This is a genomic window from Bradyrhizobium sp. USDA 327 (assembly GCF_041262065.1).
Taxonomy (GTDB): domain Bacteria; phylum Pseudomonadota; class Alphaproteobacteria; order Rhizobiales; family Xanthobacteraceae; genus Bradyrhizobium; species Bradyrhizobium liaoningense.
Genome location: NZ_JBGCCW010000001.1, coordinates 6020001 through 6042851 on the forward strand (window position 1 = coordinate 6020001; position 22851 = coordinate 6042851).

The window sequence follows — 22851 nt, forward strand, 5'->3', positions numbered from 1 at the left end:
TACCCCCTGAGGTATTCATCCGAGGCGATACCTAAATATCTTTCGCGGAGAACCAGCTATTTCCCAGTTTGATTGGCCTTTCACCCCTAACCACAAGTCATCGGAGCCTTTTTCAACAGGCACCCGTTCGGTCCTCCAGTGAGTGTTACCTCACCTTCAACCTGCTCATGGCTAGATCACTAGGTTTCGGGTCTAATACAACGAACTTGGCGCCCTATTCAGACTCGCTTTCGCTACGCCTTCGCCTATCGGCTTAAGCTTGCTCGTTAAATTAAGTCGCTGGCCCATAATACAAAAGGTACGATGTCACCCAGAACGAATCTTGAGCTCCATCTGTTTGTAGGTGTCCGGTTTCAGGTCTATTTCACTCCCCTCGTCGGGGTGCTTTTCACCTTTCCCTCACGGTACTAGTTCGCTATCGGTCGCTGAGGAGTACTTAGGCTTGGAGGGTGGTCCCCCCGTGTTCAGACAGGATTGCACGTGTCCCGCCTTACTCGTGGATACATCATCGCATTACTCGTACGGGGCTATCACCCTCTGAGGCCCAGCTTTCCTGACTGGTTCCGATTGTCTTTGATGTATCACTGGCCTGGTCCGCGTTCGCTCGCCACTACTAACGGAGTCTCTGTTGATGTCCTTTCCTCCAGGTACTTAGATGTTTCAGTTCCCTGGGTTTGCTTGAAACCTCCTATGTATTCAGAAGTCTCATACCTTCTCTTGATAACCGGAAATCCAAAACCTCGCGGTCATGGTCCCGATCATTTCTGGTCAAACCCCAAAACCTGAGGTCTTGGAGTTCCGGCTATCGAAGGTGGGTTTCCCCATTCGGAAATCCGCGGATCAAAGCTTCTTCGCAGCTCCCCACGGCTTATCGCAGCGTAGCACGTCCTTCATCGCCTCTCAGCGCCAAGGCATCCACCGAACACCCTTAAGGCACTTGATTGCTCTCATTATCAATGTCCACACACTCGGCAGAATGTTGTCTGCAGAATTACCTTGCGGCACGCGCCCTCGATGAACGCTATCTGCAGCCGGACATTGACTAGAAAGACCAGCTTGCTTCGTAAGATCGTTCCGATAGCGAGGCGGTCAAGCTTCGCTAAAAGGATCATTTACAACTCGCTCATCTCTCAGACGCAGCCTTGTGAGCTACACTGAAAGGCGCGCGAGCGCCGAAATGATCCGGAGATAATGAAGTCTCGCGCAGATATTCTCCGCACGATCCAACTCGGATCGATCTCCTCTTTACGATGTCAGAAATCACGCAGCTTACTGTCCATCCGGACTAGCAAGTGCGAAGTGATGTTTCGCGGACGACGGCACAGGATCTCGGTGATCAAACCATCTGGTGGAGCCAGACGGGATCGAACCGACGACCTCATGCTTGCAAAGCACGCGCTCTCCCAGCTGAGCTATGGCCCCGTAACCAGAAGACGAATGCACACTCGATGAAAGTGGTGGGCCTGGGAAGACTTGAACTTCCGACCTCACGCTTATCAAGCGCGCGCTCTAACCAACTGAGCTACAAGCCCCTAACGCATATCCAGTCAAGGACCAGGGATCTGCAAGCCTGCAGCCCCAGCGCGTGTTCGTCCGCGAAGAAAGAGAAACGAAGACGGCGAAATCCCGCCAATGCAGCTCAACGATCTGGCGATCTGTTGGCCACTGATGTTTCTAAAACGATCCGATAGTGAGCGTGAGCTCGCTGAAGGATCATCCTTAGAAAGGAGGTGATCCAGCCGCAGGTTCCCCTACGGCTACCTTGTTACGACTTCACCCCAGTCGCTGACCCTACCGTGGCCGGCTGCCTCCCTTGCGGGTTAGCGCACCGTCTTCAGGTAAAACCAACTCCCATGGTGTGACGGGCGGTGTGTACAAGGCCCGGGAACGTATTCACCGTGGCGTGCTGATCCACGATTACTAGCGATTCCAACTTCATGGGCTCGAGTTGCAGAGCCCAATCCGAACTGAGACGGCTTTTTGAGATTTGCGAAGGGTCGCCCCTTAGCATCCCATTGTCACCGCCATTGTAGCACGTGTGTAGCCCAGCCCGTAAGGGCCATGAGGACTTGACGTCATCCCCACCTTCCTCGCGGCTTATCACCGGCAGTCTCCTTAGAGTGCTCAACTAAATGGTAGCAACTAAGGACGGGGGTTGCGCTCGTTGCGGGACTTAACCCAACATCTCACGACACGAGCTGACGACAGCCATGCAGCACCTGTGTTCCAGGCTCCGAAGAGAGGGTCACATCTCTGCGACCGGTCCTGGACATGTCAAGGGCTGGTAAGGTTCTGCGCGTTGCGTCGAATTAAACCACATGCTCCACCGCTTGTGCGGGCCCCCGTCAATTCCTTTGAGTTTTAATCTTGCGACCGTACTCCCCAGGCGGAATGCTTAAAGCGTTAGCTGCGCCACTAGTGAGTAAACCCACTAACGGCTGGCATTCATCGTTTACGGCGTGGACTACCAGGGTATCTAATCCTGTTTGCTCCCCACGCTTTCGTGCCTCAGCGTCAGTATCGGGCCAGTGAGCCGCCTTCGCCACTGGTGTTCTTGCGAATATCTACGAATTTCACCTCTACACTCGCAGTTCCACTCACCTCTCCCGAACTCAAGATCTTCAGTATCAAAGGCAGTTCTGGAGTTGAGCTCCAGGATTTCACCCCTGACTTAAAGACCCGCCTACGCACCCTTTACGCCCAGTGATTCCGAGCAACGCTAGCCCCCTTCGTATTACCGCGGCTGCTGGCACGAAGTTAGCCGGGGCTTATTCTTGCGGTACCGTCATTATCTTCCCGCACAAAAGAGCTTTACAACCCTAGGGCCTTCATCACTCACGCGGCATGGCTGGATCAGGGTTGCCCCCATTGTCCAATATTCCCCACTGCTGCCTCCCGTAGGAGTTTGGGCCGTGTCTCAGTCCCAATGTGGCTGATCATCCTCTCAGACCAGCTACTGATCGTCGCCTTGGTGAGCCATTACCTCACCAACTAGCTAATCAGACGCGGGCCGATCTTTCGGCGATAAATCTTTCCCCGTAAGGGCTTATCCGGTATTAGCACAAGTTTCCCTGTGTTGTTCCGAACCAAAAGGTACGTTCCCACGCGTTACTCACCCGTCTGCCGCTGACGTATTGCTACGCCCGCTCGACTTGCATGTGTTAAGCCTGCCGCCAGCGTTCGCTCTGAGCCAGGATCAAACTCTCAAGTTGGACTTGAACTTTGAACCGGCTGATCACAACGTTTGACGAGGTCCCACCATTTTTCGCCGACCGAAGTCGACGAGCTGCCCGCGATTCACATCGCTGGCAACGATGGTGTAACCTTTAAACGTGTACCGCCGAAGTCTTTCGTCCGGTCTCGATCAGAAAAGCCGAGGCTTCTCAGAAGCGAGACCCGCAAGGACTCCGCCGTCCACGTTTCTCTTTCTTCATCTTCACTTGTCAAACAGCCCGGGACCGCGGAGGCCCCAACCTTCCAGAGTGGAAGGGTTCCGATACCCTTACCGACGAAAAATGACTCCAACCGACTGGTGTCGATTGTTGTGTCACTCAACAAGGTGAGGAGCATCAGTGGCGCGTTCGCTCGCCTTGGTCAGTGACCCGGCGGCGCCGCGCTCAGTGGTTGGGGTTATAGTCCCCACCGATCGGGATTGTCAACGCCCATCGTCAACAAATCGTCGCACAGTGGATCGTCGGAAAAAACCACACGATTACAGACCGTTAGCGGGACGCAGAGCGGGCGCGCCGACCCCGCGCGAAGAAAAAACTGAAAAAAAGTTTGCGGCCCTGGGGGCTCCGGAGGGGCTCCAGAGGCGGCTTGCAGCGCCGCTCCGGGGAAGCCCCTCGCGCCGGCTTCTTGAGGAAGTTTTTTCCATATTTGGCGCCGTACTTGAGCCACAATCCCGCGGCGTTCTGGTAAGAGACGAGCTTGAATCGCGGGGATGCCGTGGGGGCTGCCGGCGATTTTCATGGGGTCAGGGGAAGGCATCTTGCAGATGACGCGGCCTTCCTTCGACGTTCGAAAGACATCGAGAGAGCTTCATCCGTCCAGTTGTTCGTAATTTCGGCCGGCCCTGTTCCGGGGCTTTCTGAGCGCGGGCGCCTGTGCGGCTTGCCTTTTCCGGCGATCCCCGTTCAAGAGGGCGGCCAGGGACAAGGTTCGAAGCGGGCTTTCTTGGGTCGTTGATTGGGGGACTTGGGTTGAGCCACAGGACGTCACGCGGCACCTACGGGCGTGAGACCGGGATCATCGATCTCGGCCACGAGCCGCCGCTGTCCGTCGATGGGTCTGAAGCCGCCGTGATCGACCGCCGCCGCGTCTCGGTGCAATGGTTCAGCGGGACAATTCTGACCGGACTCTGCGGCGCGGCCCTGATCGGCGGCGCCGTTTTCGCATCGCTCGACGGCGAGATGACCTTCGCCAAGGTACCGGAGCGGGTCGAAGGCGCCTTGCGCGGAGCGTTCGGCGCCGCCGATCGCGCCGCCACGCTGCACAAGAGCGACCGGCTGCCGCCGCCGAGCGAATCCACCGCCTCGCGCAACATCATGCGCGTCTCGACGGTCGCCCGCGTCGGCAACCGTGACGTGATGCGGGTTCGCCCCTTCGTCCGGATCGCCGGCAACCTCTCGATGACGACGAGCGACCTGTCGGCGAAGATCCCGCCGTTCAACGCCCAGCGCCTGCTCACCGATGTCGGCTCCGATCCGAAGACGGCGTCCGACGATCCCAACAATCCGGAAGCCGTCGAGCCCGACGCGGAGGTGTCCTTCGTCACCAAGGACCTGTCGTCGGTGCTGCCGAAGGCCAAGATTTCCGCGGTGGTGGCGCTCGACGACATCCTGATGCGGGTCCGCGATGCCGCCAACTGGCGCGGCAATGGCGGGGTGCGCTACGCCTCGCTCGCCAATGCCACAGCCGACGTCTCCGGCACGACCGGCCCGTCCGACATCAAGATGGCCTACGCCGCCGAGGCGTCGTCGTCCGATCCCTATGCCGGTTTCGAGACGCGCGTGGTGCCGGAGAACGTCACGCTGCTGCCCAAGACCAAGGAGCAGATCACCGGCGGCAATCCCAACGGGGAGCGCGTCCATCTGGTCAAGAAGGGCGACAGCGTCGGCTCCGTGCTGCGCGATCTCGGCGCGACGGCTGACGAGATCAAGGCGATCACCGCAACGCTCGGCCCGCGCGGCCGCGACGGCGGCCTCAAAGAAGGCGAGAAACTCCGCATCCTGATGGCGCCCTCAAGCCCCGGCGCCCGGCTCCAGCCCTATCGCGTCGTGGTTGCAAACGATACCGTGGTGGAGGCGATCGCGGCGCTGTCCGATCTCGGCAAGTACGTTGCGGTCGACGTCTCCAGCATGAACACCGTCGCCGACGCCGCGGCCAACGCCAACAGCGAAGACGACGACGAGGATGACGGCAGCGGCGTGCGGCTGTACCAGAGCATCTACGAGACGGCGATGCGCAACAAGGTCCCGATGCCCGTCATCGAGGACATGATCAAGATCTACTCTTACGACGTCGATTTCCAGCGCAAGGTGCAGCCCGGGGATTCCTTCGACGTGTTCTACGCCGGCGAGGACGAAGGCGTGACGTCGAGCGAAAAGAACGAGGTGCTGTTCGCCTCCCTCACCGTCGGCGGCGAGACCAAGAAATACTACCGCTACCAGAGCCCCGACGACGGCGTCGTCGACTACTACGACGAGACCGGCAAGAGCGCGAAGAAGTTCCTGGTCAGGAAGCCCGTCAACAACGCCATCATGCGCTCGGGCTTCGGCGGCCGCCGCCACCCGATCCTGGGCTACGTGAAGATGCATACCGGCGTCGACTGGTCCACCGCCTACGGCACGCCGATCTTCGCCTCCGGCAACGGCATGATCGAGAAGGCCGGCCCCGAGGGCGGCTATGGCAAGTACATCCGCATCAAGCACGCCAACGGCTACGAGACCGCCTACGGCCATATGTCGGCCTTCGCCAAGGGCATGGAGCCCGGCAAGAAGGTACGGCAGGGCCAGGTGATCGGCTTCGTCGGCTCGTCGGGCCTGTCGACCGGCCCGCACGTCCATTACGAGATCCTGGTCAACGGCCGCTTCGTCGACCCGATGCGCGTGAAGCTGCCGCGCGGCCGTTCGCTGGAAGGCCCGATGCTGGCCAGCTTCGAGAAGGAGCGCGACCGGCTCGACGGCATGATGAGCGGCCGCGGCGGCGCCATCGCCCGCATGTCGGACGCCACCGGCGGACCGCTGCAGGTCACCAACCGCTAAGTCGGGAATATGGCCGGCCCGTCGGGATATCTGCAAGCACGATCCGAATTCGACGTCGTCGTCCGAGGCCGCTTTGCGGCGTTACAACGTCAAGTTTCGTTTGCCAAAGCGGCATGAGGAGCGAATACTTCCCAAAAAACGGGAGGTCTCGCCATGAACAACAGGCTCGCCTGCGCAGCCTTGATCGCTGCGCTGTTATCCGCCACGAGCCTATCGGCTGAGACCTTGCCGGCAACTTGGGAGGTCACCAAGCTCGTGCCGGGCTCGGCATTCCACGGCGTGCACGGGCTCGCTGTCGACAAGGCCGGCCATCTGTTTGCCGGCAGCGTCGCGGGCGCGACGCTCTACGAGGTCGACATGGCGGGCAGTAGCGCCAAGGTTGCAATCCCGGCACCGGTCGGAATGGCCGATGACATCGCGTTCGCGCCCGACGGCACCATGGCCTGGACCGGATTCCTCGCCGGCGATCTCTATGCGCGCAAGGGCGACGGCCCGATCAGGAAGCTTGCTTCCGGCCTTCCCGGCATCAACTCGCTCGCCTTCCGCAAGGACGGCAGGCTGTACGCCACCACCGTCTTCCTCGGCGACGCGCTCTACGAGATCGACGTCGAGGGCGTCAAACCGCCGCGCCAGATCATGGAGAAAATGGGCGGCCTCAACGGCTTCGAGTTCGGTCCCGACGACAAGCTCTACGGTCCGCTCTGGTTCAAGGGCCAGGTCGCGAAAGTCGACGTCGACAAGGCCGAGCTGACCGTCGTTGCCGACGGCTTCAAGGTCCCGGCCGCCGTGAACCTCGATTCCAAGGGGAATCTCTTCGTGGTCGACACCGCGCTCGGCCAGCTCGTCCGGGTCGATCCCAAATCGGGTGCCAAGACCATGGTCGCCCAGCTGAAGCCATCGCTGGACAATCTCGCCATCGACGACAAGGACCGCATCTACGTCTCCAACATGGCCGACAACGGCATCCAGGAGGTCGACCCGGCGACCGGCCAGGCCAAGCAGATCATCATCGGCAAGCTCGCTTTGCCCGGCGGCATCGGCGTCACCTCGGAGAACGGCAAGGACACGATCCACGTCGCCGACGTGTTCGCCTATCGCACGGTGGACGGTGCGACCGGCGAGGTCACCGAAAAGACGCGCATGCACGCCGCCGGCGTCTCGCTCGAATATCCGATGAGCGCGACGGCGAAGGGCAACGACGTGGTCCTGTCGAGCTGGTTCACCGGCACCGTGCAGGTGATCGACGGCAAGACCGGCGCAACGCGCGACATGCTGCATGGCTTCAAGGCGCCGCATGACGCGGTCGTGCTCGCGGACGGCAGCATTCTCGTGGCCGAGCTCGGCTCCAAATCGCTGGTCAAGGTGAGCGGTGAGCACGGCAAGGATCGCACCACGCTGATCGGCGACCTCGAGGGCCCGGTCGGGCTCGTCGGTGGACCAGGCGGCGAGGTCTATGTCACCGAAGCCTTCGCCGGCGCCGTCTCCCGGATCGACAAGAACGGCGAAAAGACCGTGATCGCCAAGGACCTGAAAATGCCCGAAGGCATCGCACGGGGCCCCTCCGGCCAGCTGATCGTGGCGGAGGTCGGCGCCAAACGGCTGATCGAGATCGCGCCGGACAGCGGCAGGGTCACCGAGATCGCCGCCAACCTCCCGATCGGCCTGACAGGCGCGCCCGGCGGCCTGCCGACGCACATTCCGACAGGCGTCGCGGTCGGCGCAACGGGTGTCGTCTACTTCAGCTCGGACGTCGAGAACGCTATCTACAAGGTGGTGAAGAAGTAGCGTTCGCTGGCCGCGGAACCCGCAGGCGGATTTCCGGTTAGCTGACGGAAGCCGACCAGCAGGAGGATCGCCCATGACGCGCCTCTCACGCGACGATGTCGTCAAGGCCGTGGACCGGGCCGACGACGTCACCATTGCCCAGATCATCGGAACCGGCGCGACAGTCGAGGAACTCGCCGAAGCCCAGGCCTGGCTCGCCAATGACGAGCCCATGATCAACGACTTGCGCCCGCTGGCGCAGGGCCGGGTGCGCGAGCTGGTGGACATCCTGTCCGAGCTGGAAGAGGACGACGAGGAGGTTGGACCGGCCGAACCGGGCTCCGGGTCTGCTGTCGGTTAGAACAGGATGGCTTCACGTTGAATCGCTCGGCGCCATCGACCTCTCCCGCAAGCAAGCGGGAGAGGGAGCGCGCCCAACGCGCAAATCGACAGAGCAAAACGCCCCGGAGAGATTGCTCTCTCCAGGGCGGCTTATCCTTTCAGGCGACGAGCGCCAGCGCTCAGTTCAATTTCCGCTTCGTCACCGGCGCCTCGAACTGGGTGATCTCGGCGGTTCGCGGCGCCTTGCCGTTGAAGGTCAGCACGTTGCCTTCGGACGAGATCGCAACCGTGTCGCCGTCCTTGACGTCGCCGGCGAGGATCATCTCGGCGAGCGGGTCCTGGAGGTGGCGCTGGATCACCCGCTTCAGCGGCCTTGCGCCATAGGCGGGATCCCAGCCCTTGGCGGCGAGCCAATCGCGGCCCGCAGCATCGAGCGTCAGCACGATCTTGCGATCGGTCAGCAGCTTCTGGAGCCGCGTGAACTGGATCTCGACGATCCGGCCCATCTCGCTCTTCTGCAAGCGGTGGAACAGGATGATCTCGTCGACGCGGTTGAGGAATTCGGGGCGGAAGTGCGCCCTCACCATTCCCATCACCTGCTCGCGCACGGCCGAGGTGTCCTCGCCCTCCGGCTGGTTCACCAAAAACTCCGAACCGAGATTCGAGGTCATGATGATCAGCGTGTTGCGGAAGTCGACGGTGCGGCCCTGACCGTCGGTCAGGCGGCCGTCGTCGAGCACCTGCAACAGGACGTTGAAGACGTCGGGATGCGCCTTCTCGATCTCGTCGAACAGCACGACTTGATATGGCCGGCGCCGCACCGCTTCGGTGAGCGCACCGCCCTCGTCATAGCCGACATAACCCGGAGGCGCGCCGATCAGCCGCGAGACCGAGTGCTTCTCCATGTATTCAGACATGTCGAGGCGGACCATCGCGGTCTCGTCGTTGAACAGGTATTCCGCCAGCGCCTTGGTCAGCTCGGTCTTGCCGACGCCGGTGGGCCCTAGGAACATGAACGAGCCGGTCGGCCGGTTCGGGTCCTGCAACCCTGCGCGCGAGCGGCGCACGGCGGTCGCGACCGCACGCACGGCCTCGGCCTGCCCGACGACACGCTTGCCGAGCTGCTCCTCCATCTTGAGGAGCTTCTCCTTCTCGCCTTCCAGCATCTTGTCGACGGGCACGCCGGTCCAGCGCGAGACCACCTGCGCGATGTGGTTGGCGGTGACCGCCTCCTCCATCATCTCGCCGGAGTTCTCCTTGGCCTCGATGTCCGCGAGCTTCTTCTCGAGCTCCGGGATCCGGCCGTAGGCCAACTCGCCGGCCTTCTGGAATTCGCCGCGCCGCTGCGCGTTGGCGAGCTCGACACGCAAGCCGTCGAGCTCGGCCTTCAGCTTCTGCGCATCGGAGAGCTTGTTCTTCTCCGCGCTCCAGCGCGCCGTCAGCCCAGCAGACTTCTCCTCGAGGTCGGCAAGATCCTTCTCCAGGGTCTGCAGCCGGGTCTTGGAGCCGGGATCGCTTTCCTTCTTCAACGCTTCCTGCTCGATCTTGAGCCGGATGATCTCGCGGTCGAGCGAATCCAGCTCTTCCGGCTTGGAATCGACCTGCATCTTCAGCCGCGCCGCGGCCTCGTCCATGAGGTCGATCGCCTTGTCAGGCAGGAAGCGGTCGGTGATGTAGCGGTTGGACAGGGTCGTGGCGGCGACGAGCGCGGAATCGGTGATCCGCACGCCATGGTGCTGCTCGTATTTGTCCTTCAAGCCGCGCAGGATCGAGATGGTATCCTCGACCGAGGGCTCGCTGACGAAGATCGGCTGGAAGCGCCGCGCCAGCGCGGCGTCCTTCTCGACGTGCTTCTGATACTCGTCGAGCGTGGTCGCGCCGATGCAGTGCAGCTCGCCGCGGGCGAGCGCAGGCTTGAGCAGGTTGGAGGCGTCCATCGCGCCGTCACCCTTGCCGGCGCCGATCAGCGTGTGCATCTCGTCGATGAACAGGATGAAGCTACCCTCGCTCCCGGTCACTTCCTGGAGCACGGCCTTCAGCCGCTCCTCGAACTCGCCGCGATATTTTGCGCCGGCGATCAGTGCGCCCAGGTCGAGCGAGAGCAGCTTCTTGTCCTTGAGGCTCTCCGGCACGTCGCCGTTGACGATGCGCAGCGCCAACCCTTCCGCGATCGCGGTCTTGCCGACGCCGGGCTCGCCGATCAGGACGGGGTTGTTCTTGGTCCGGCGCGAGAGCACCTGGATGGTACGACGGATCTCCTCGTCGCGGCCGATCACCGGATCGAGCTTGCCGTCACGCGCGGCCTGGGTCAGGTCGCGGGCATATTTCTTCAGCGCGTCATACGCGTTCTCGGCGGTCGCCGAATCCGCGGTCCGCCCCTTGCGCAGCGCCTCGATCGCCGCATTGAGGTTTTGCGGGGTGACGCCGCCCTTGTTCAGGATCGTGCCGGCCTCGCTGGTCTTCTCCAGCGTGAGGCCGAGCAGCAGCCGCTCCACGGTGACGAAACTGTCGCCGGCCTTCTCACCGGCCTTTTCGGCGGCATCGAAGGTGCGGGCGAGTTCGGGCGCCAGGTAGATCTGGCCGGCACCACCGCCGGAAACCTTCGGCACCTTGCCGAGGGCGTCCTCGGTCGCCTTCAGAATTGCGCGGGAATTGCCGCCAGCGCGGTCGATCAGGCCGGCAGCGAGCCCCTCATTGTCGTCCAAGAGGACTTTCAGGAGATGCAGGGTGGAAAACTGCTGGTGGCCCTCGCGCATCGCGAGCGACTGCGCAGACTGGATGAAGCCCCTGGAGCGTTCGGTATACTTCTCGATGTTCATCTTTTCTGTCCCTCGGCCTGCCCTTGGGGCCCTCTCAGGCACCCCAATACGGCATCTTCATTGGGTTTCCGCTCACCGCATTGAGGTTTCTCAAGCGGGAACGGCCGTCTTTTTGCCGACGTTGCCGCCGGCCTGCGGCAGATGTGGGAAGCAGATTGCGGATGCGGAAGAGGCGAGTTCACAAATTCGTGCGCTCCTGGGCGGGCTTGGCGCTGGCGGGCCGAATCCCTTAAGTAGCGGCATGACAGCCAGCCACACTGCCGAGATCACCGGCCTCTATCGCTACCCGATCAAGGGCCTGACGCCGGAACACCTGTCGCGCGTCGCTTTGCGGGTCGGCCAGACCCTGCCAGCCGACCGCCGCTACGCCATCGAGAACGGCCCGAGCGGGTTCGACCCTGATGCGCCCGAGTGGAAGCCGAAGATCCAGTTTCTGATGCTCGCGCGCAATGAGCGGCTGGCCGAGCTCGACAGCCGGTTCGACGACGCCACCAATCTGTTGACCATCCGCAAGGACGGCCAAATCGTCGCCAGCGGCGATCTCGAGACCGCCGCCGGGCGCGCCGCCATTGAGGCCTATTTCAGCGAGAACTTTCAGCCGGAGTTGAAGGGCCCGCCCAAGGTTCTGTCCGGCCGCGACCACAGCTTCTCCGATGTCGCCCGCAAGGTCGTCTCCATCATCAATCTCGGCAGCGTCCGCGCGATCGAGACCATGCTCGGCGGCGCCGCCGTGCACCCCCTGCGCTTCCGCGCCAATCTCTACGTCAAGGGCTGGCCGGCCTGGTCGGAGCTCGAGCTGGTCGGCCAGACACTTGCGGTCGGGCCAGCCCGGCTGAAGGTGATCAAGCGCATCGTCCGCTGCCCCGCCACCAATGTCGATCCTGAAACCGCCAAGCGCGATCTCGAAATCCCGCCCACGCTCTCGCGCCATCTCGGCCACATGGATTGCGGCATCTATGCCGAGGTGATCCAAAGTGGCGAGATCGGCATTGGCGATGCGGTCGCGGTGGAACAGCCGAGATTGGTGTGACGAGGCACGCTGCCGTAGGGTGGGCAAAGCGTAAGCGTGCCCACCATTCCCGCTAGCGAACCGCGACGGACCGCCGGTGGGCACGGCGCTTCGCGCCTTTGCCCACCCTACGGCGCCGTCACTCCTCAATTCGGCATCACATACGCATAGATCCGGCCGCGCGAGACCGGCGCTTCGCGGACGCGGTTGCCGCTGTTGCCGGAGATCATGATCGGATTGCCCTGCGCGTCGATGCCGGTGATGATTCCGACATGGCCGCCCCGGCGGCCGCGCGACATCACCGCGATGGCGCCGACCTGCGGACCGGAGACGCGCGTGCCGTAATGCGCGAACGAGTTCGCCATGTCCGAGCCGGTGCCACGATGGCCGGTCTGCTCGAGCACCATGTTCATGAAGCGCGCGCACCACAGGCTGCCGCGTCCGGTCGGATTGCCGCCGAGATAGCGGCGCGCCTCGGACACGAGGCCCGATCCGCCACCGCTCATGGCGTTGTTCGCCATTCCGTAGTTGGCCATGCCGCCGGCATTGGCATTCGGATCATAGCTCGCCTGGGTGTTGGCGAAGCCGCCCGCCTGCAACTGCGCCGCGCTGCGCTCGAAGCGCGAGCTGCGTGCATGATGGCGGTGATGATGATGTCTGGCGTGGTGCACGTAAGCGTGCCGCTCTGCGCTATGACGATGATGCGGCCGTGCCGAGGCCGGAGAAACGAACGCGGCGACCGCCGCAAAGAAGAACGCCAGCGCGACAACACAACGCGACAGGCGGAACGCAAACAACTCAACCATTCTTCATCCTTCGTTACACCCCTACTTTCCGATCGGCCGGTGAAGTGGCCGACATAGGTCAGGCCGTTAAGCCGCCCGATGTGGCGAGAAAAAGACACCGCGTCGGCGAATAGCTGCGATGATTTTGTGTCGGTGCTGCTCCGATGCTGCCGCATTGCGGACAACAGCGTTAACTGCGATCCTGCAAAGGCGGCTTGACAGAGGGAAACAGTTAATGCCCCACGCCACGACCAGCGACGACGTCCGCATCTATTTCGAAGAGGCGGGTCAGGGAACGCCGATACTTTTTCTGCACGAGTTCGCGGCCGACTACACCAATTGGGAGCCGCAGATGCGCTACTTCTCGCGCGGCCATCGCTGCATCGCCTATTCGGCGCGCGGCTACACGCCTTCGGACGTACCTGATGGGGAAGTCTACACCTACACGCATTTCTACACCGATGCGCTCGCGGTGCTCGACCATCTCGGGATCGAGCGCGCGCATCTCGTGGGGCTGTCGATGGGCGCCTACTCATCGCTCCAGATCGGGCTCAACGCCCCGCAGCGCGCGTTGTCGATGACGCTCGCCGGCGTCGGTTCCGGCTCGGAGATCGAAAATCTAGACTCCTGGCGCCAGCAATGCCGCGCCAATGCCGAGCAGTTCGAGACATCAGGCTCCGCCGAGGTCGCAAAGGTCACGCGCGAGGCGCCGAGTCGGATTCCCTTCCTGGTGAAAGACCCGCGCGGCCACGCCGATTTCTATGCCGCGCTGGCACGGCACGACGCCAGGGGTTCGGCGCGCACGATGCGCGGCTTCCAGGGCGGACGTCCCTCGATCTACACGATGACGGACGCGATCGCGAAGGTGGCAACGCCCGCGCTAATCATCTGTGGCGACGAGGACGATCCCTGCGTCGGGCCCAGCCTGTTCCTGAAGAAGCATCTGCCCGCGGCGGGCCTCGCGATGTTTCCGAAGTCGGGCCACGTGCTCAATCTCGAGGAGCCCGCGCTGTTCAACGAGGCGGTGGAGCGGTTCGTCACGCTGGTGGAAGCCGGACGCTGGCCGGTGCGCGATCCAAGGTCGCTGGCTCCACACTAGCCGTCATTCCGGGATGCGCCAGAGGCGCAGGCCCGGAATCCATCGGGCCGCAAACGCTGTGGCACGATGGATTCCGGGCTCGCGCTTTGCGCGCCCCGGAATGACAGAGAGATGCTATTTCCCCCCGCCCCTGCTCAGCAGGAACACCGCCTGTTCGCCGAACATGTTCCACACCCACCAGGGCAGGTTCAGCGGCACCGGGCGGCCGTAGAGATCGAGCGCGACAGAGCGCTCCATCTTGACGTTGATCTCGTCGCAGAGCTCGACGAAATCCTTGATGGTGCAGAAATGGATGTTGGCGGTGTCGTACCAGGTCGCCGGCAGGTTCTCCGTGCGCGGCATGTGGCCGCCGATCAGGAGCTGCAGCCGCATCTTCCAGAAGCCGAAATTCGGGAACGAGACGATGGCCCGGCGGCCGATGCGCAACAGGTTCTCCAGCACCACGCGCGGCTGCCGCGTCGCCTGCAGCGTCTGCGACAGGATCACGTAGTCAAAGGCGTCGTCGGGATAGTTGACGAGGTCGGTGTCGGCGTCGCCCTGCACGACCGCGAGCCCCTTGGCGACACAGCGGTTGACGCCCTCGCGCGACAGCTCGATGCCGCGCCCGTCGATGCCGCGGGTCTCGAGCAGCTGAAGCAGATCGCCCTCGCCGCAGCCGACGTCGAGCACCTTCGAGCCCGGCTTGACCATCTCGGCGACCAGCAGATGATCGGCGCGAAACTGACCGGACTGTGCGGACGAAAGCCCGCCCAGCGGCAGCACTTCCTGGACAGACATGGCTAGCGGTCCTTGAGGGTGAGCCCGCGGGCCTTGCCTGCCGATTGCAGGAAGGCGCGGGAGATGTCGAAGAATTCGGGCACGTCGAGCAGGAAGGCGTCGTGGCCGCGATCGGTCTCGATTTCGGCGAACGACACCCGCGCGCTCGACGCGTTCAGCGCGTGCACCAGCGCGCGCGATTCCGAGGTCGGGAACAGCCAGTCGCTGGTGAAGGAGACCACGCAGAAGCGGGTCTGGATTCCCGCAAACGCCTTCGCCAGCACGCCGCCATGATCGGCCGCGATGTCGAAATAGTCCATCGCGCGCGTCAGATAGAGATAGGAGTTGGCGTCGAAGCGCTCGACGAAGGACGAGCCCTGGTAACGCAGATAGCTTTCGACCTGGAAATCCGCGTCGAACGAGAAGGTCGGCAGCTCCCGGTCCTGCATGCGCCGGCCGAACTTGCGATGCAGTGCCGCGTCCGAGAGATAGGTGATGTGCGCCGCCATCCGCGCCACCGCGAGCCCGCGATGCGGATGGATGCCGTGATCGGCATAGCCGCCGCCGTGCCAATCGGGGTCGGCCATCACGGCCTGGCGCCCGAGTTCGTGGAAGGCGATGTTCTGCGCCGAGTGCCGCGTTGCGCAGGCAATCGCCAGCGCGGAGAACACGCGGGCGGGATAGGCCGAGGTCCATTGCAGCACCTGCATGCCGCCCATCGAGCCGCCAACGACGGCAAACAGCGTGTCGATGCCGAGCCGGTCGATCAGCATCGCCTGCGCACGCACCATGTCGGGGATGGTGATGACGGGGAAATCCAGGCCCCAGACCTTGCCGGTGGCGGGATTGATCGACGCCGGCCCGGTCGAGCCCATGCAGCCGCCGATCACGTTGGAGCAGATGATGAAGTAGTGCTTGGGATCGATAGGCCGGCCGGGGCCGACCAGCGTCTCCCACCAGCCAGGCTTGCCGGTGACGGGATGCACATTGGCGACATGCTGGTCGCCGGTCAGCGCATGGCAGATCAGAACGGCGTTGGAGCGATCGGCGTTGAGCTCGCCATAGGTCTGGTAGGCGATTTGGAACGGGGAGAGATCGACGCCACAATCGAGCCGCAGCGGCTGTTCGGCGCCGAAATGGGCGACCTGCGAGCTCGGGTGATCCACCTCGTGCGACCGTTCGTCGGCGCTGATCGCAGGACTGGGTACGGACTTGACGCCAACCATCATCGACCTCGTTTGCGACTGCCGTCAGACCGCCGCTGGAATCAGGCCATGAAAAACCCGGCCTGAACGATAGGTTCGGCCGGGATCGGAAGCGTCCCCGGCCTGTTTAGCGAGTTTTTTAACGTGGCTGCAAGCCGGCCGGCTCAAATGACCACGGAACAGGCAAAAGCTACCGTCTTGGGCGGTTTTCGTCAAGTCGCGGTCCGGATCGATCGAATTCGTCTCCGTCTCATCGGCCAAAAAGGCCGTCATTTCTCTTTGCTTTCGCCGCCCCGACTGCCTAATCAGGACATTCCCCATCGCAACGATCGACCACCAGACATGTCCCAACGTCCGCCCGCGCCACCATCGCTCCAGGAATTGCGCAAGGAGATCGACGCGATCGACGAGAGCATGCATCGCCTGCTGATGCAGCGCGGCGACATCATCGACCGCCTGATCCAGGTGAAGCAGACCCAGGAGGTCGGCTCGGCGTTCCGCCCCGCGCGCGAGGCTTCCATGATGCGCGAGATCGTGCAGCGTCATCGCGGCATCCTGCCGCTCGACACGGTCGAGAGCATCTGGCGCGTCATCATCTCGACCTTCACCTATGTGCAGGCGCCGTTCTCCGTGCATGCCGACATCTCGGTGAGCGAGCCGGCGATGCGTGACTCCGCGCGTTTCCATTTCGGCTTTACAGTGCCCTACGTCGCGCATTTCAGCGCGCAGGCCGCGGTCGAAGCGGTGGCGAAATCCAAGGGCGATCTGGCGCTCGTCTCGGCGACCTCCAGCCGCACGCCGTGGTGGCTCTCGCTGGAGGCAGCTGGCGCGCCGAAGATCATCGCGCGGATGCCCTTCGTCGAACGTGCCGATCATCCGGCGGCGATGCCGGTGTTCGCGGTCTCGCGCGTCCCCGACAGCGCCCTGGTGACGGAGGTCGAGACCTTCAGCGTGCGCGTCTCCGGGTGGAACGCCGAGGTCGCGCGCGCCCTGTCGCCGCTGGCCGAGATCGTGGCGGTGCCCGATACCGCCTTCGATGGCGCGGCGCTGCTGGTCTCGGTCACCAGCTCGACCAGCATCGACAAGATCAGGGCTGCCCTGATCGAGGCGGGGGCCTCGGTTCGCTCCACAGCTCTCGTCGGCAGCCACGCAACGCGCTATACGGTGCCCCCGACCGGGGCGAAATCGTAAATCGCGCGCCTCGCCATTTCGGAGTTGAAGATGTCCCGCCCCGTGCCGAATCCCGGCATTCTCGATATTGCGCCCTACACCCCCGGCAAGAGCCCGGTGCCGGAGCCGGGCCGCAAGGTGTTCAAGCTCTCGGCCAACGAGACGCCGTTCGGGCCCTCGCCCAAGGCGATCGAGGCGTTCAAGCGCGTGGCGGATCATCTGGAGGACTATCCGGAAGGCACCTCGCGCGTGCTGCGCGAGGCGATCGGCCGTTCTTTCGGGCTCGATCCCAACCGCATCATCTGCGGCGCCGGCTCGGACGAGATCCTCAACCTGCTCGCCCACACCTATCTCAGCCACGGCGACGAGGCGATCTCCACCACGCACGGCTTCCTGGTCTACCCGATCGCGACGATGGCGGTCGGCGCCAAGAACGTCGTTGCGCAGGAGACCAACCTCACCGCCGACGTCGATGCCATCCTGAAGGCCGTGACGCCACGGACAAAACTGGTCTGGCTCGCCAACCCCAACAATCCGACCGGCACCTATCTGCCGTTCGACGAGGTCAAGCGGCTGCGCGCCGGCCTGCCTTCGCACGTGCTGCTGGTGCTCGACGCCGCCTATTCCGACTACGTCTCGCGCAACGATTACGAGATGGGAATCGAGCTCGTCGCCACCACCGAGAACACGGTGGTGACGCACACGTTCTCCAAGATCCACGGCTTGGCTGCGCTGCGCATCGGCTGGATGTTCGGCCCCGAGCACGTCATTGACGCCGTCAACCGCATCCGTGGCCCCTTCAACGTGTCGACGCCGGCGATGTACGCCGCGGTCGCCGCGATCGAGGATACCGCGCACCAGGCGATGTCGAAGCAGTTCACCGAGACCTGGCGCAACCGGCTCACAGAGGAGATCGGCAAGCTCGGACTGAAGGTGACGCCGAGCGTCGCCAATTTCGTGCTGATCCACTTCCCGACCGACAAGGGCAAGACCGCTGACGACGCCGACGCCTTCCTGACCAAGCGGGGCCTCGTGCTGCGCGCGCTGAAGAATTACGGCCTTCCGCATGCGCTGCGCATGACCATCGGCACCGAGGAGGCCAACCGTCTCGTGATCGAGGCCTTGCACGACTTCATGGGCGGCAAATGAATGCTGATCCGCACTTCCAGCGCGTCGCGCTGATCGGCTTCGGCCTGATCGGCGGCTCGATCGCGCGCGCTGCGAAGCTCCAGGGCCTGGCTGGCGAGATCGTCACCACCGCGCGCTCGGAGAAGACACGCGCGCGGGTCGCCGAGCTCGGCATCGTCGATCGGGTCGTGGCGAGCAATGCGGAGGCCGTGAAGGATGCCGATCTCGTCATCCTCTGCATTCCCGTCGGCGCCTGCGGAGCTGTGGCGCAGGAGATCGCCGCGCATCTGAAGCCGGGCGCGATCATCTCCGACGTCGGCTCGGTCAAGGGCGCGGTGGTCAGGGACATGGCCCCGCATCTGCCGAAAGGCATTCATTTCGTGCCGGCGCATCCAGTCGCGGGCACCGAGCATTCGGGCCCGGATTCGGGATTTGCCGAGCTCTTCATCAACCGCTGGTGCATCCTGACGCCGCCGGAAGGCACCGAGACGGCGGCCACGGAGCATCTGCGCGCATTCTGGGCGGCGATGGGCGCCAAGGTCGAGATCATGACGCCGGATCATCATGATCTCGTGCTCGCGATCACCAGCCACCTGCCGCATCTGATCGCCTACACCATCGTCGGCACCGCGGACGAGCTGGCGCAGGTAACGGAATCCGAGGTGATCAAGTTCTCCGCCGGCGGTTTTCGCGATTTCACCCGTATCGCCGCGTCCGACCCGACGATGTGGCGCGACGTCTTTCTCGCCAACAAGGAAGCCGTGCTGGAGATGCTCGGCACCTTCACCGAGGATCTCGCCAAGCTCACCCGCGCGATCCGGCGCGGCGACGGCGAGGCGCTGTTCGATCATTTCACCCGCACCCGCGCCATCCGCCGCGGCATCGTCGAGATCGGCCAGGATTCGGCCGCACCCGATTTCGGCCGGCCGCACGCGGCGCTGAAGAAGCCGTAGCGGACAGTCAACTAGACTAATACAGCGGCGGGATCTGGCCGACCTTGACCGGGCCGAGCAGGACGGCGCCGTCGACGAATTTCAGCGGGAAGCTTCTCGCCTTCCTGCCTTCGAGCGTGCTCTCGGTGCCGATCGAATTGATGCCGGCGGCGACGCCGGCATTGGCGTTCTGTTTGATGACCTTGCCGAGCCCGGGCACGGCGCGGTCGAGCGCGCCGAACAGATTGTTGAGGTCCTGCGACTTCACGCCGGGGGCGACGCGGTCGAGCGTTGCCTGTGGCACGCCCTCCTCCAGCATCTTCTCGATGCCGAGCGCCGGGATCACGCGCTCGAGGCCGGTCACCGTCATCTGCAATTCGCCGTCGAGCCGGCCGTTCGCGGAAAGGCCGAGCTTGCCGGCGGCAACCGCGATCATCTCGCCCTGCTGGATGCGCGACTGGACGATCTCGATGTGGCCGCCGGCTGCCTGGATCTCGCGGAAGCGCTCCGGCCAGGGTTTTGGCGTGAGATCGGAAAGGCCGGTGATCTTGGCGCGGGTGTCTGCCGCGAACGGCTCGGCGAGCAGCGGATGCACGCCCTGAATGCTGCCCTGCGCGACGTGCAGCACGGTCTCGATCACGGGACGATCCGACGAAGATCCCTCGGCGAGGCGCCCGTGCAGCTCGATCTGCTTGGCCTGCGCGAGCGGCACCTGCACGCTGCCGTCGAGACGGTTGAGGGTGGGGTCGTCGAACACGATCGACGCCCGGTCGGGTACGGCCGGCAGGCCAGCCACGCTGGCGCGGCCCTTGCTCCAATTGACCGTGAAGGTGTTTTGCGTGAGGCCGTCGGTCAGCGTCGCAGGCGCGGAGAATTCGGCGATGACGCGCTTGGGATCATAGACCTGGGCGACGACCAGGATATTGTCGAGCTTCGCCGTGAACGGCGTCTTGCTCGCGTTCTGCGACACCAGGGCGACGCTGGCGCCGGAACACTGGACCTCGAAGCGGAACGGGAAGCCCGCGATCGAGCGCTTGGCGCAATCATAGATGCGGCCGGACTTGGCCTCCTGCGCCCGCCAGGCGTCTGCGGCGATTTCGGCCTGCGACGCCGCGTAGAACCAGAAACCGCTCCACGCGACCGCGAGGATCAGGACGAGAACGGGTGCGATGAAAAGGCCCCAACGGGAGCGACGGCCTGCGGCAACGGTCATATTGGACATGCGGCGACCCTTTGATCCCGGATTTTGGCAAATGTAAGCGGGGACGGCCTGCGACGAAAGGCGGAGAATTCGCTTCGCTTCGGGGCATGGTTCTGGTAGCCGTGCCCGAAATGTCGGAAATCACCGTCCCCTCCGTCACCGCCGCCAAGGGCGACCTCTGGGTGTTCGGCTACGGCTCGCTGATGTGGCGGCCAGGCTTCGAATTCGAGGAACGCGTGCCGGCCCGGCTGGTCGGCGAGCATCGCGCGCTCTGCGTCTACTCCTTCGTGCATCGCGGCACGCCGGAAAAGCCTGGCCTGGTGCTCGGGCTCGACCGCGGCGGCGCCTGCCGCGGCATCGCCTTCCGCGTCGCCGAGAAGAACCGTGCCGAGGTCGTCGCGTACTTGCGCGCACGCGAGCAGGTCACGTCGGTCTATCGCGAGGTGATGCGTTCGGTGTGGCTGGAGAACGATGCGCGCCAGCGCGTCTCCGCGCTCGCCTACGTCGTCGACCGCGGCCATGCGCAATATGCCGGCCGGCTGTCGCTCGCCGAGCAGCACCGTCATGTCGTCCAGGGCCACGGCCAGTCCGGCGCCAATCGCGATTACGTGACCGCGACGGTGAAGGCGATCGAGGCCGAAGGCTTTCGCGACGCGCAGCTGCATCAGCTCGTATTGATGCTGCATGGTGATGCGCATTCGCTGCACGCCGCGGCTCCGAACGAAGATCGCGAAAACCGCTAAAGCGCGATGCGATTAGGATGAATCGTCATCGCGCTTTAGGTTGTTGTTTAAGCGTGATCTTTTCGGAAAACCGCTGCGCACTTTTCCGGATCACGCTTTAGCCGCCCGTCGGCGCGTAGCTCGGCGACGAGCCGATCAACTGCTCCTGCTCTTTCCGGCCGGCTTCGACGAGACGGCCGGTCGCGTCCTCGATGGCGGCTTGCACGCGCGCGAGAAACTCTTCCTTCGGCAGGCCCGGCGGCAGCGGATTGAGGAATTCCACGACCAGCGTGCCGGGATAGCGCATGAAGGTGCGGCGGGGCCAGAACAGGCCGGAGTTGAGCGCGACCGGCAGGCACGGCACGCCGCAGGAGGAATAGATCTGGGCAAAGCCGGTCTTGTAATCGGGCGGCGCGCCCGGCGCGCGGCGCGTGCCTTCCGGAAAGATGACGAGTTGCTTTCCGCTGCGCACCGCCTCCCGCGCCCGCCGCGTCATGTCGAGCAACGCCTTCACGCCGGCATTGCGGTCGATCGCGATCATCCCGGTCTTGACCAGGAACTGGCCGAACACCGGAATCTGCATGAGCTGGCGCTTCAGGATGAAGATCGGCCGGTGGAAGAATCCCGGCAGCACGAACGTCTCCCAGAACGACTGATGCTTGGCCACGATCAGCAGCGGGCCTTTCGGGATCTTCTCGAGGCCGCGGAATTCCACCTTGATGTTGCAGACCACGCGCATCAGGAACAGCGTTGCCTTCGCCCACCATTCGGCGACCGTCAGCATCGCGCGCGGCGGCAGTGCGAAGGTCGGCAGCGCCACGATCGCCAAGCACACCAGCACGGCGTAGAACAGCACGTTAAACACGAGCGAGCGCAGGAAAATCAGGAACATCGACGATCCGATCGATCAATTGCCGGTCAATTGGCCTGGGCGGTGGCGGGCCGCTTCGGCATCTGGCCTGCAGGCTGCTCCGATATCTCGGGCCAGAGGTCAATCCCGAAATGCTCCAGCCGCACCCTGAGCTCGGCCGCGATGTACTTGACATATTCCGACAGGAGCAGCCGCAGCGTCGATCCCGAGGTCCACCACGGCTCCTCGCGCCATTTGTCGCCGACCACCGCGAACGGGATCAGCGTCGTCTGCGGCATCGCATGCGAGAATTCCACCAGCGCGCGCGGCATGTGATAGTTGGAGGTTACCACGATCAGCGATTTGAACCGGCGCCCCTCGGCCCAGCGCCGCGCCTCCGCTGCGTTGCCGCGGGTCGAGAGCGCGGTGCGGTCGAGGTCGACGCAACAGGTCATGAAGGACTGGTTCTCCGGCAAGGTCCGTGAGATGTCGCTCGCCCTCGAGGTCGGATGCACGCCGGAGATCAGGAGCCGCCTTCCGTAGCCCGCAGCGAGCAGCTCCATCGCGTCCGATACCCGCGAGGAGCCGCCGGTCAGCACCACGATGCCGTCGGCTTTGCGGTCGGGCACCGTCTCGGCACCGCGCAAATGCGACAGGAATGCAACGAAGCCTGCGGCCGCGGCAACGAAGGCAAGCGCGATCGTCGACACGATTGTCGCGCGCAGCCAGCCGCGCGGCAGTTTCGGCGATCGATCGTCGGTCGGCGAGCTCATGCGATGTCAGTGATCCCTTCCCTGAAGCGA

At 63.7% G+C, this 22851-nt stretch carries 16 protein-coding genes, 2 tRNA genes, 2 rRNA genes and 1 riboswitch (1 of these 21 cut by a window edge); of the genes, 9 read left to right on the top strand and 11 right to left on the bottom strand.

Annotation, left to right across the window (positions count from 1 at the left end):
- The 4 genes from ABIA42_RS28460 to ABIA42_RS28475 form a co-directional block, all read right to left on the bottom strand.
- A 23S ribosomal RNA gene (locus tag ABIA42_RS28460) occupies positions 1-943 on the bottom strand (it extends 1903 nt beyond the left edge of the window).
- Positions 944-1346: 403 nt separating this feature from the next.
- Positions 1347-1422, bottom strand: a tRNA-Ala gene (locus tag ABIA42_RS28465).
- Between the two features lie 33 nt (positions 1423-1455).
- Positions 1456-1532 (bottom strand) — tRNA-Ile (locus ABIA42_RS28470).
- Positions 1533-1723: 191 nt separating this feature from the next.
- A 16S ribosomal RNA gene (locus ABIA42_RS28475) occupies positions 1724-3212 on the bottom strand.
- The 16S and 23S rRNA genes sit together here with 2 tRNA genes alongside, the layout of an rRNA operon.
- A gap of 990 nt (positions 3213-4202) precedes the next feature.
- On the opposite strand from ABIA42_RS28475, the gene ABIA42_RS28480 reads away from it, so the two are divergent.
- The 3 genes from ABIA42_RS28480 (at position 4203) to ABIA42_RS28490 (ending at position 8391) form a co-directional block, all read left to right on the top strand.
- Positions 4203-6266 (top strand): M23 family metallopeptidase, encoded by a 2064-nt coding sequence (locus tag ABIA42_RS28480; RefSeq protein WP_370143679.1) that lies wholly within the window; start codon positions 4203-4205, stop codon positions 6264-6266.
- Positions 6267-6419: 153 nt separating this feature from the next.
- Entirely contained in the window at positions 6420-8051 is a 1632-nt protein-coding gene (locus ABIA42_RS28485; protein WP_370118900.1) for a hypothetical protein, read from the top strand.
- 73 nt (positions 8052-8124) lie between these two features.
- Positions 8125-8391 (top strand): hypothetical protein, encoded by a 267-nt coding sequence (locus ABIA42_RS28490; protein WP_028178879.1) that lies wholly within the window; start codon positions 8125-8127, stop codon positions 8389-8391.
- A 160-nt stretch (positions 8392-8551) separates the two neighbouring features.
- Here the strand turns inward: ABIA42_RS28490 and clpB are convergent, their stop codons facing one another.
- Positions 8552-11191, bottom strand: coding sequence for an ATP-dependent chaperone ClpB (clpB, locus tag ABIA42_RS28495; protein WP_271531601.1), 2640 nt, complete (start codon positions 11189-11191; stop codon positions 8552-8554).
- A 241-nt stretch (positions 11192-11432) separates the two neighbouring features.
- Here clpB and ABIA42_RS28500 point away from each other — a divergent pair, with 241 nt between their 5' ends.
- Positions 11433-12221, top strand: a complete 789-nt coding sequence (locus tag ABIA42_RS28500; protein ID WP_370118898.1) for an MOSC domain-containing protein — start codon at positions 11433-11435, stop codon at positions 12219-12221.
- A gap of 125 nt (positions 12222-12346) precedes the next feature.
- Here the strand turns inward: ABIA42_RS28500 and ABIA42_RS28505 are convergent, their stop codons facing one another.
- A complete protein-coding gene (locus ABIA42_RS28505) occupies positions 12347-13006 on the bottom strand; it encodes a TIGR02594 family protein (RefSeq protein ID WP_370118895.1) in 660 nt (219 codons plus the stop codon).
- Positions 13007-13220: 214 nt separating this feature from the next.
- On the opposite strand from ABIA42_RS28505, the gene ABIA42_RS28510 reads away from it, so the two are divergent.
- On the top strand, positions 13221-14084 hold the full coding sequence (locus ABIA42_RS28510) for an alpha/beta fold hydrolase (protein ID WP_370118892.1): 864 nt from the start codon (positions 13221-13223) through the stop codon (positions 14082-14084).
- Between the two features lie 114 nt (positions 14085-14198).
- Here ABIA42_RS28510 and metW read toward each other — a convergent pair whose 3' ends face one another.
- Together metW and ABIA42_RS28520 are read right to left on the bottom strand one after the other, a co-directional pair.
- Positions 14199-14861: a methionine biosynthesis protein MetW gene (gene metW / locus ABIA42_RS28515; RefSeq protein ID WP_271531592.1), complete on the bottom strand. Its 663-nt coding sequence runs from the start codon at positions 14859-14861 to the stop codon at positions 14199-14201.
- A gap of 2 nt (positions 14862-14863) precedes the next feature.
- A complete protein-coding gene (locus tag ABIA42_RS28520; RefSeq protein ID WP_271532260.1) occupies positions 14864-16066 on the bottom strand; it encodes a homoserine O-acetyltransferase in 1203 nt (400 codons plus the stop codon).
- 85 nt (positions 16067-16151) lie between these two features.
- Positions 16152-16231, bottom strand: a riboswitch (SAM riboswitch).
- A gap of 156 nt (positions 16232-16387) precedes the next feature.
- On the opposite strand from ABIA42_RS28520, the gene ABIA42_RS28525 reads away from it, so the two are divergent.
- The 3 genes from ABIA42_RS28525 to ABIA42_RS28535 are packed head-to-tail and all read left to right on the top strand — an operon-like array spanning position 16388 to position 19296.
- Complete coding sequence (locus ABIA42_RS28525) at positions 16388-17236, top strand: chorismate mutase (protein ID WP_370118887.1); 849 nt, start codon at positions 16388-16390, stop codon at positions 17234-17236.
- Positions 17237-17266: 30 nt separating this feature from the next.
- Entirely contained in the window at positions 17267-18364 is a 1098-nt protein-coding gene (gene hisC / locus ABIA42_RS28530) for a histidinol-phosphate transaminase (RefSeq protein WP_271531588.1), read from the top strand.
- Positions 18361-19296, top strand: coding sequence for a prephenate/arogenate dehydrogenase family protein (locus ABIA42_RS28535; RefSeq protein WP_271531586.1), 936 nt, complete (start codon positions 18361-18363; stop codon positions 19294-19296). The genes hisC and ABIA42_RS28535 overlap by 4 nt, the downstream gene beginning before the upstream one ends.
- A 16-nt stretch (positions 19297-19312) precedes the next feature.
- Here the strand turns inward: ABIA42_RS28535 and ABIA42_RS28540 are convergent, their stop codons facing one another.
- On the bottom strand, positions 19313-20497 hold the full coding sequence (locus ABIA42_RS28540; protein WP_370118884.1) for a DUF2125 domain-containing protein: 1185 nt from the start codon (positions 20495-20497) through the stop codon (positions 19313-19315).
- Between the two features lie 110 nt (positions 20498-20607).
- Here ABIA42_RS28540 and ABIA42_RS28545 point away from each other — a divergent pair, with 110 nt between their 5' ends.
- Complete coding sequence (locus ABIA42_RS28545; RefSeq protein WP_370118881.1) at positions 20608-21219, top strand: gamma-glutamylcyclotransferase; 612 nt, start codon at positions 20608-20610, stop codon at positions 21217-21219.
- Positions 21220-21316: 97 nt separating this feature from the next.
- On the opposite strand, the gene ABIA42_RS28550 is transcribed toward ABIA42_RS28545, so the two are convergent.
- Positions 21317-22090 carry a 1-acyl-sn-glycerol-3-phosphate acyltransferase gene (locus tag ABIA42_RS28550; RefSeq protein ID WP_271531580.1) on the bottom strand — a complete coding sequence of 258 codons (774 nt, stop codon included), beginning with the start codon at positions 22088-22090 and terminating at the stop codon, positions 21317-21319.
- Positions 22091-22116: 26 nt separating this feature from the next.
- Entirely contained in the window at positions 22117-22821 is a 705-nt protein-coding gene (locus ABIA42_RS28555) for a YdcF family protein (protein ID WP_271531578.1), read from the bottom strand.
- Positions 22822-22851: the final 30 nt, after the last annotated feature.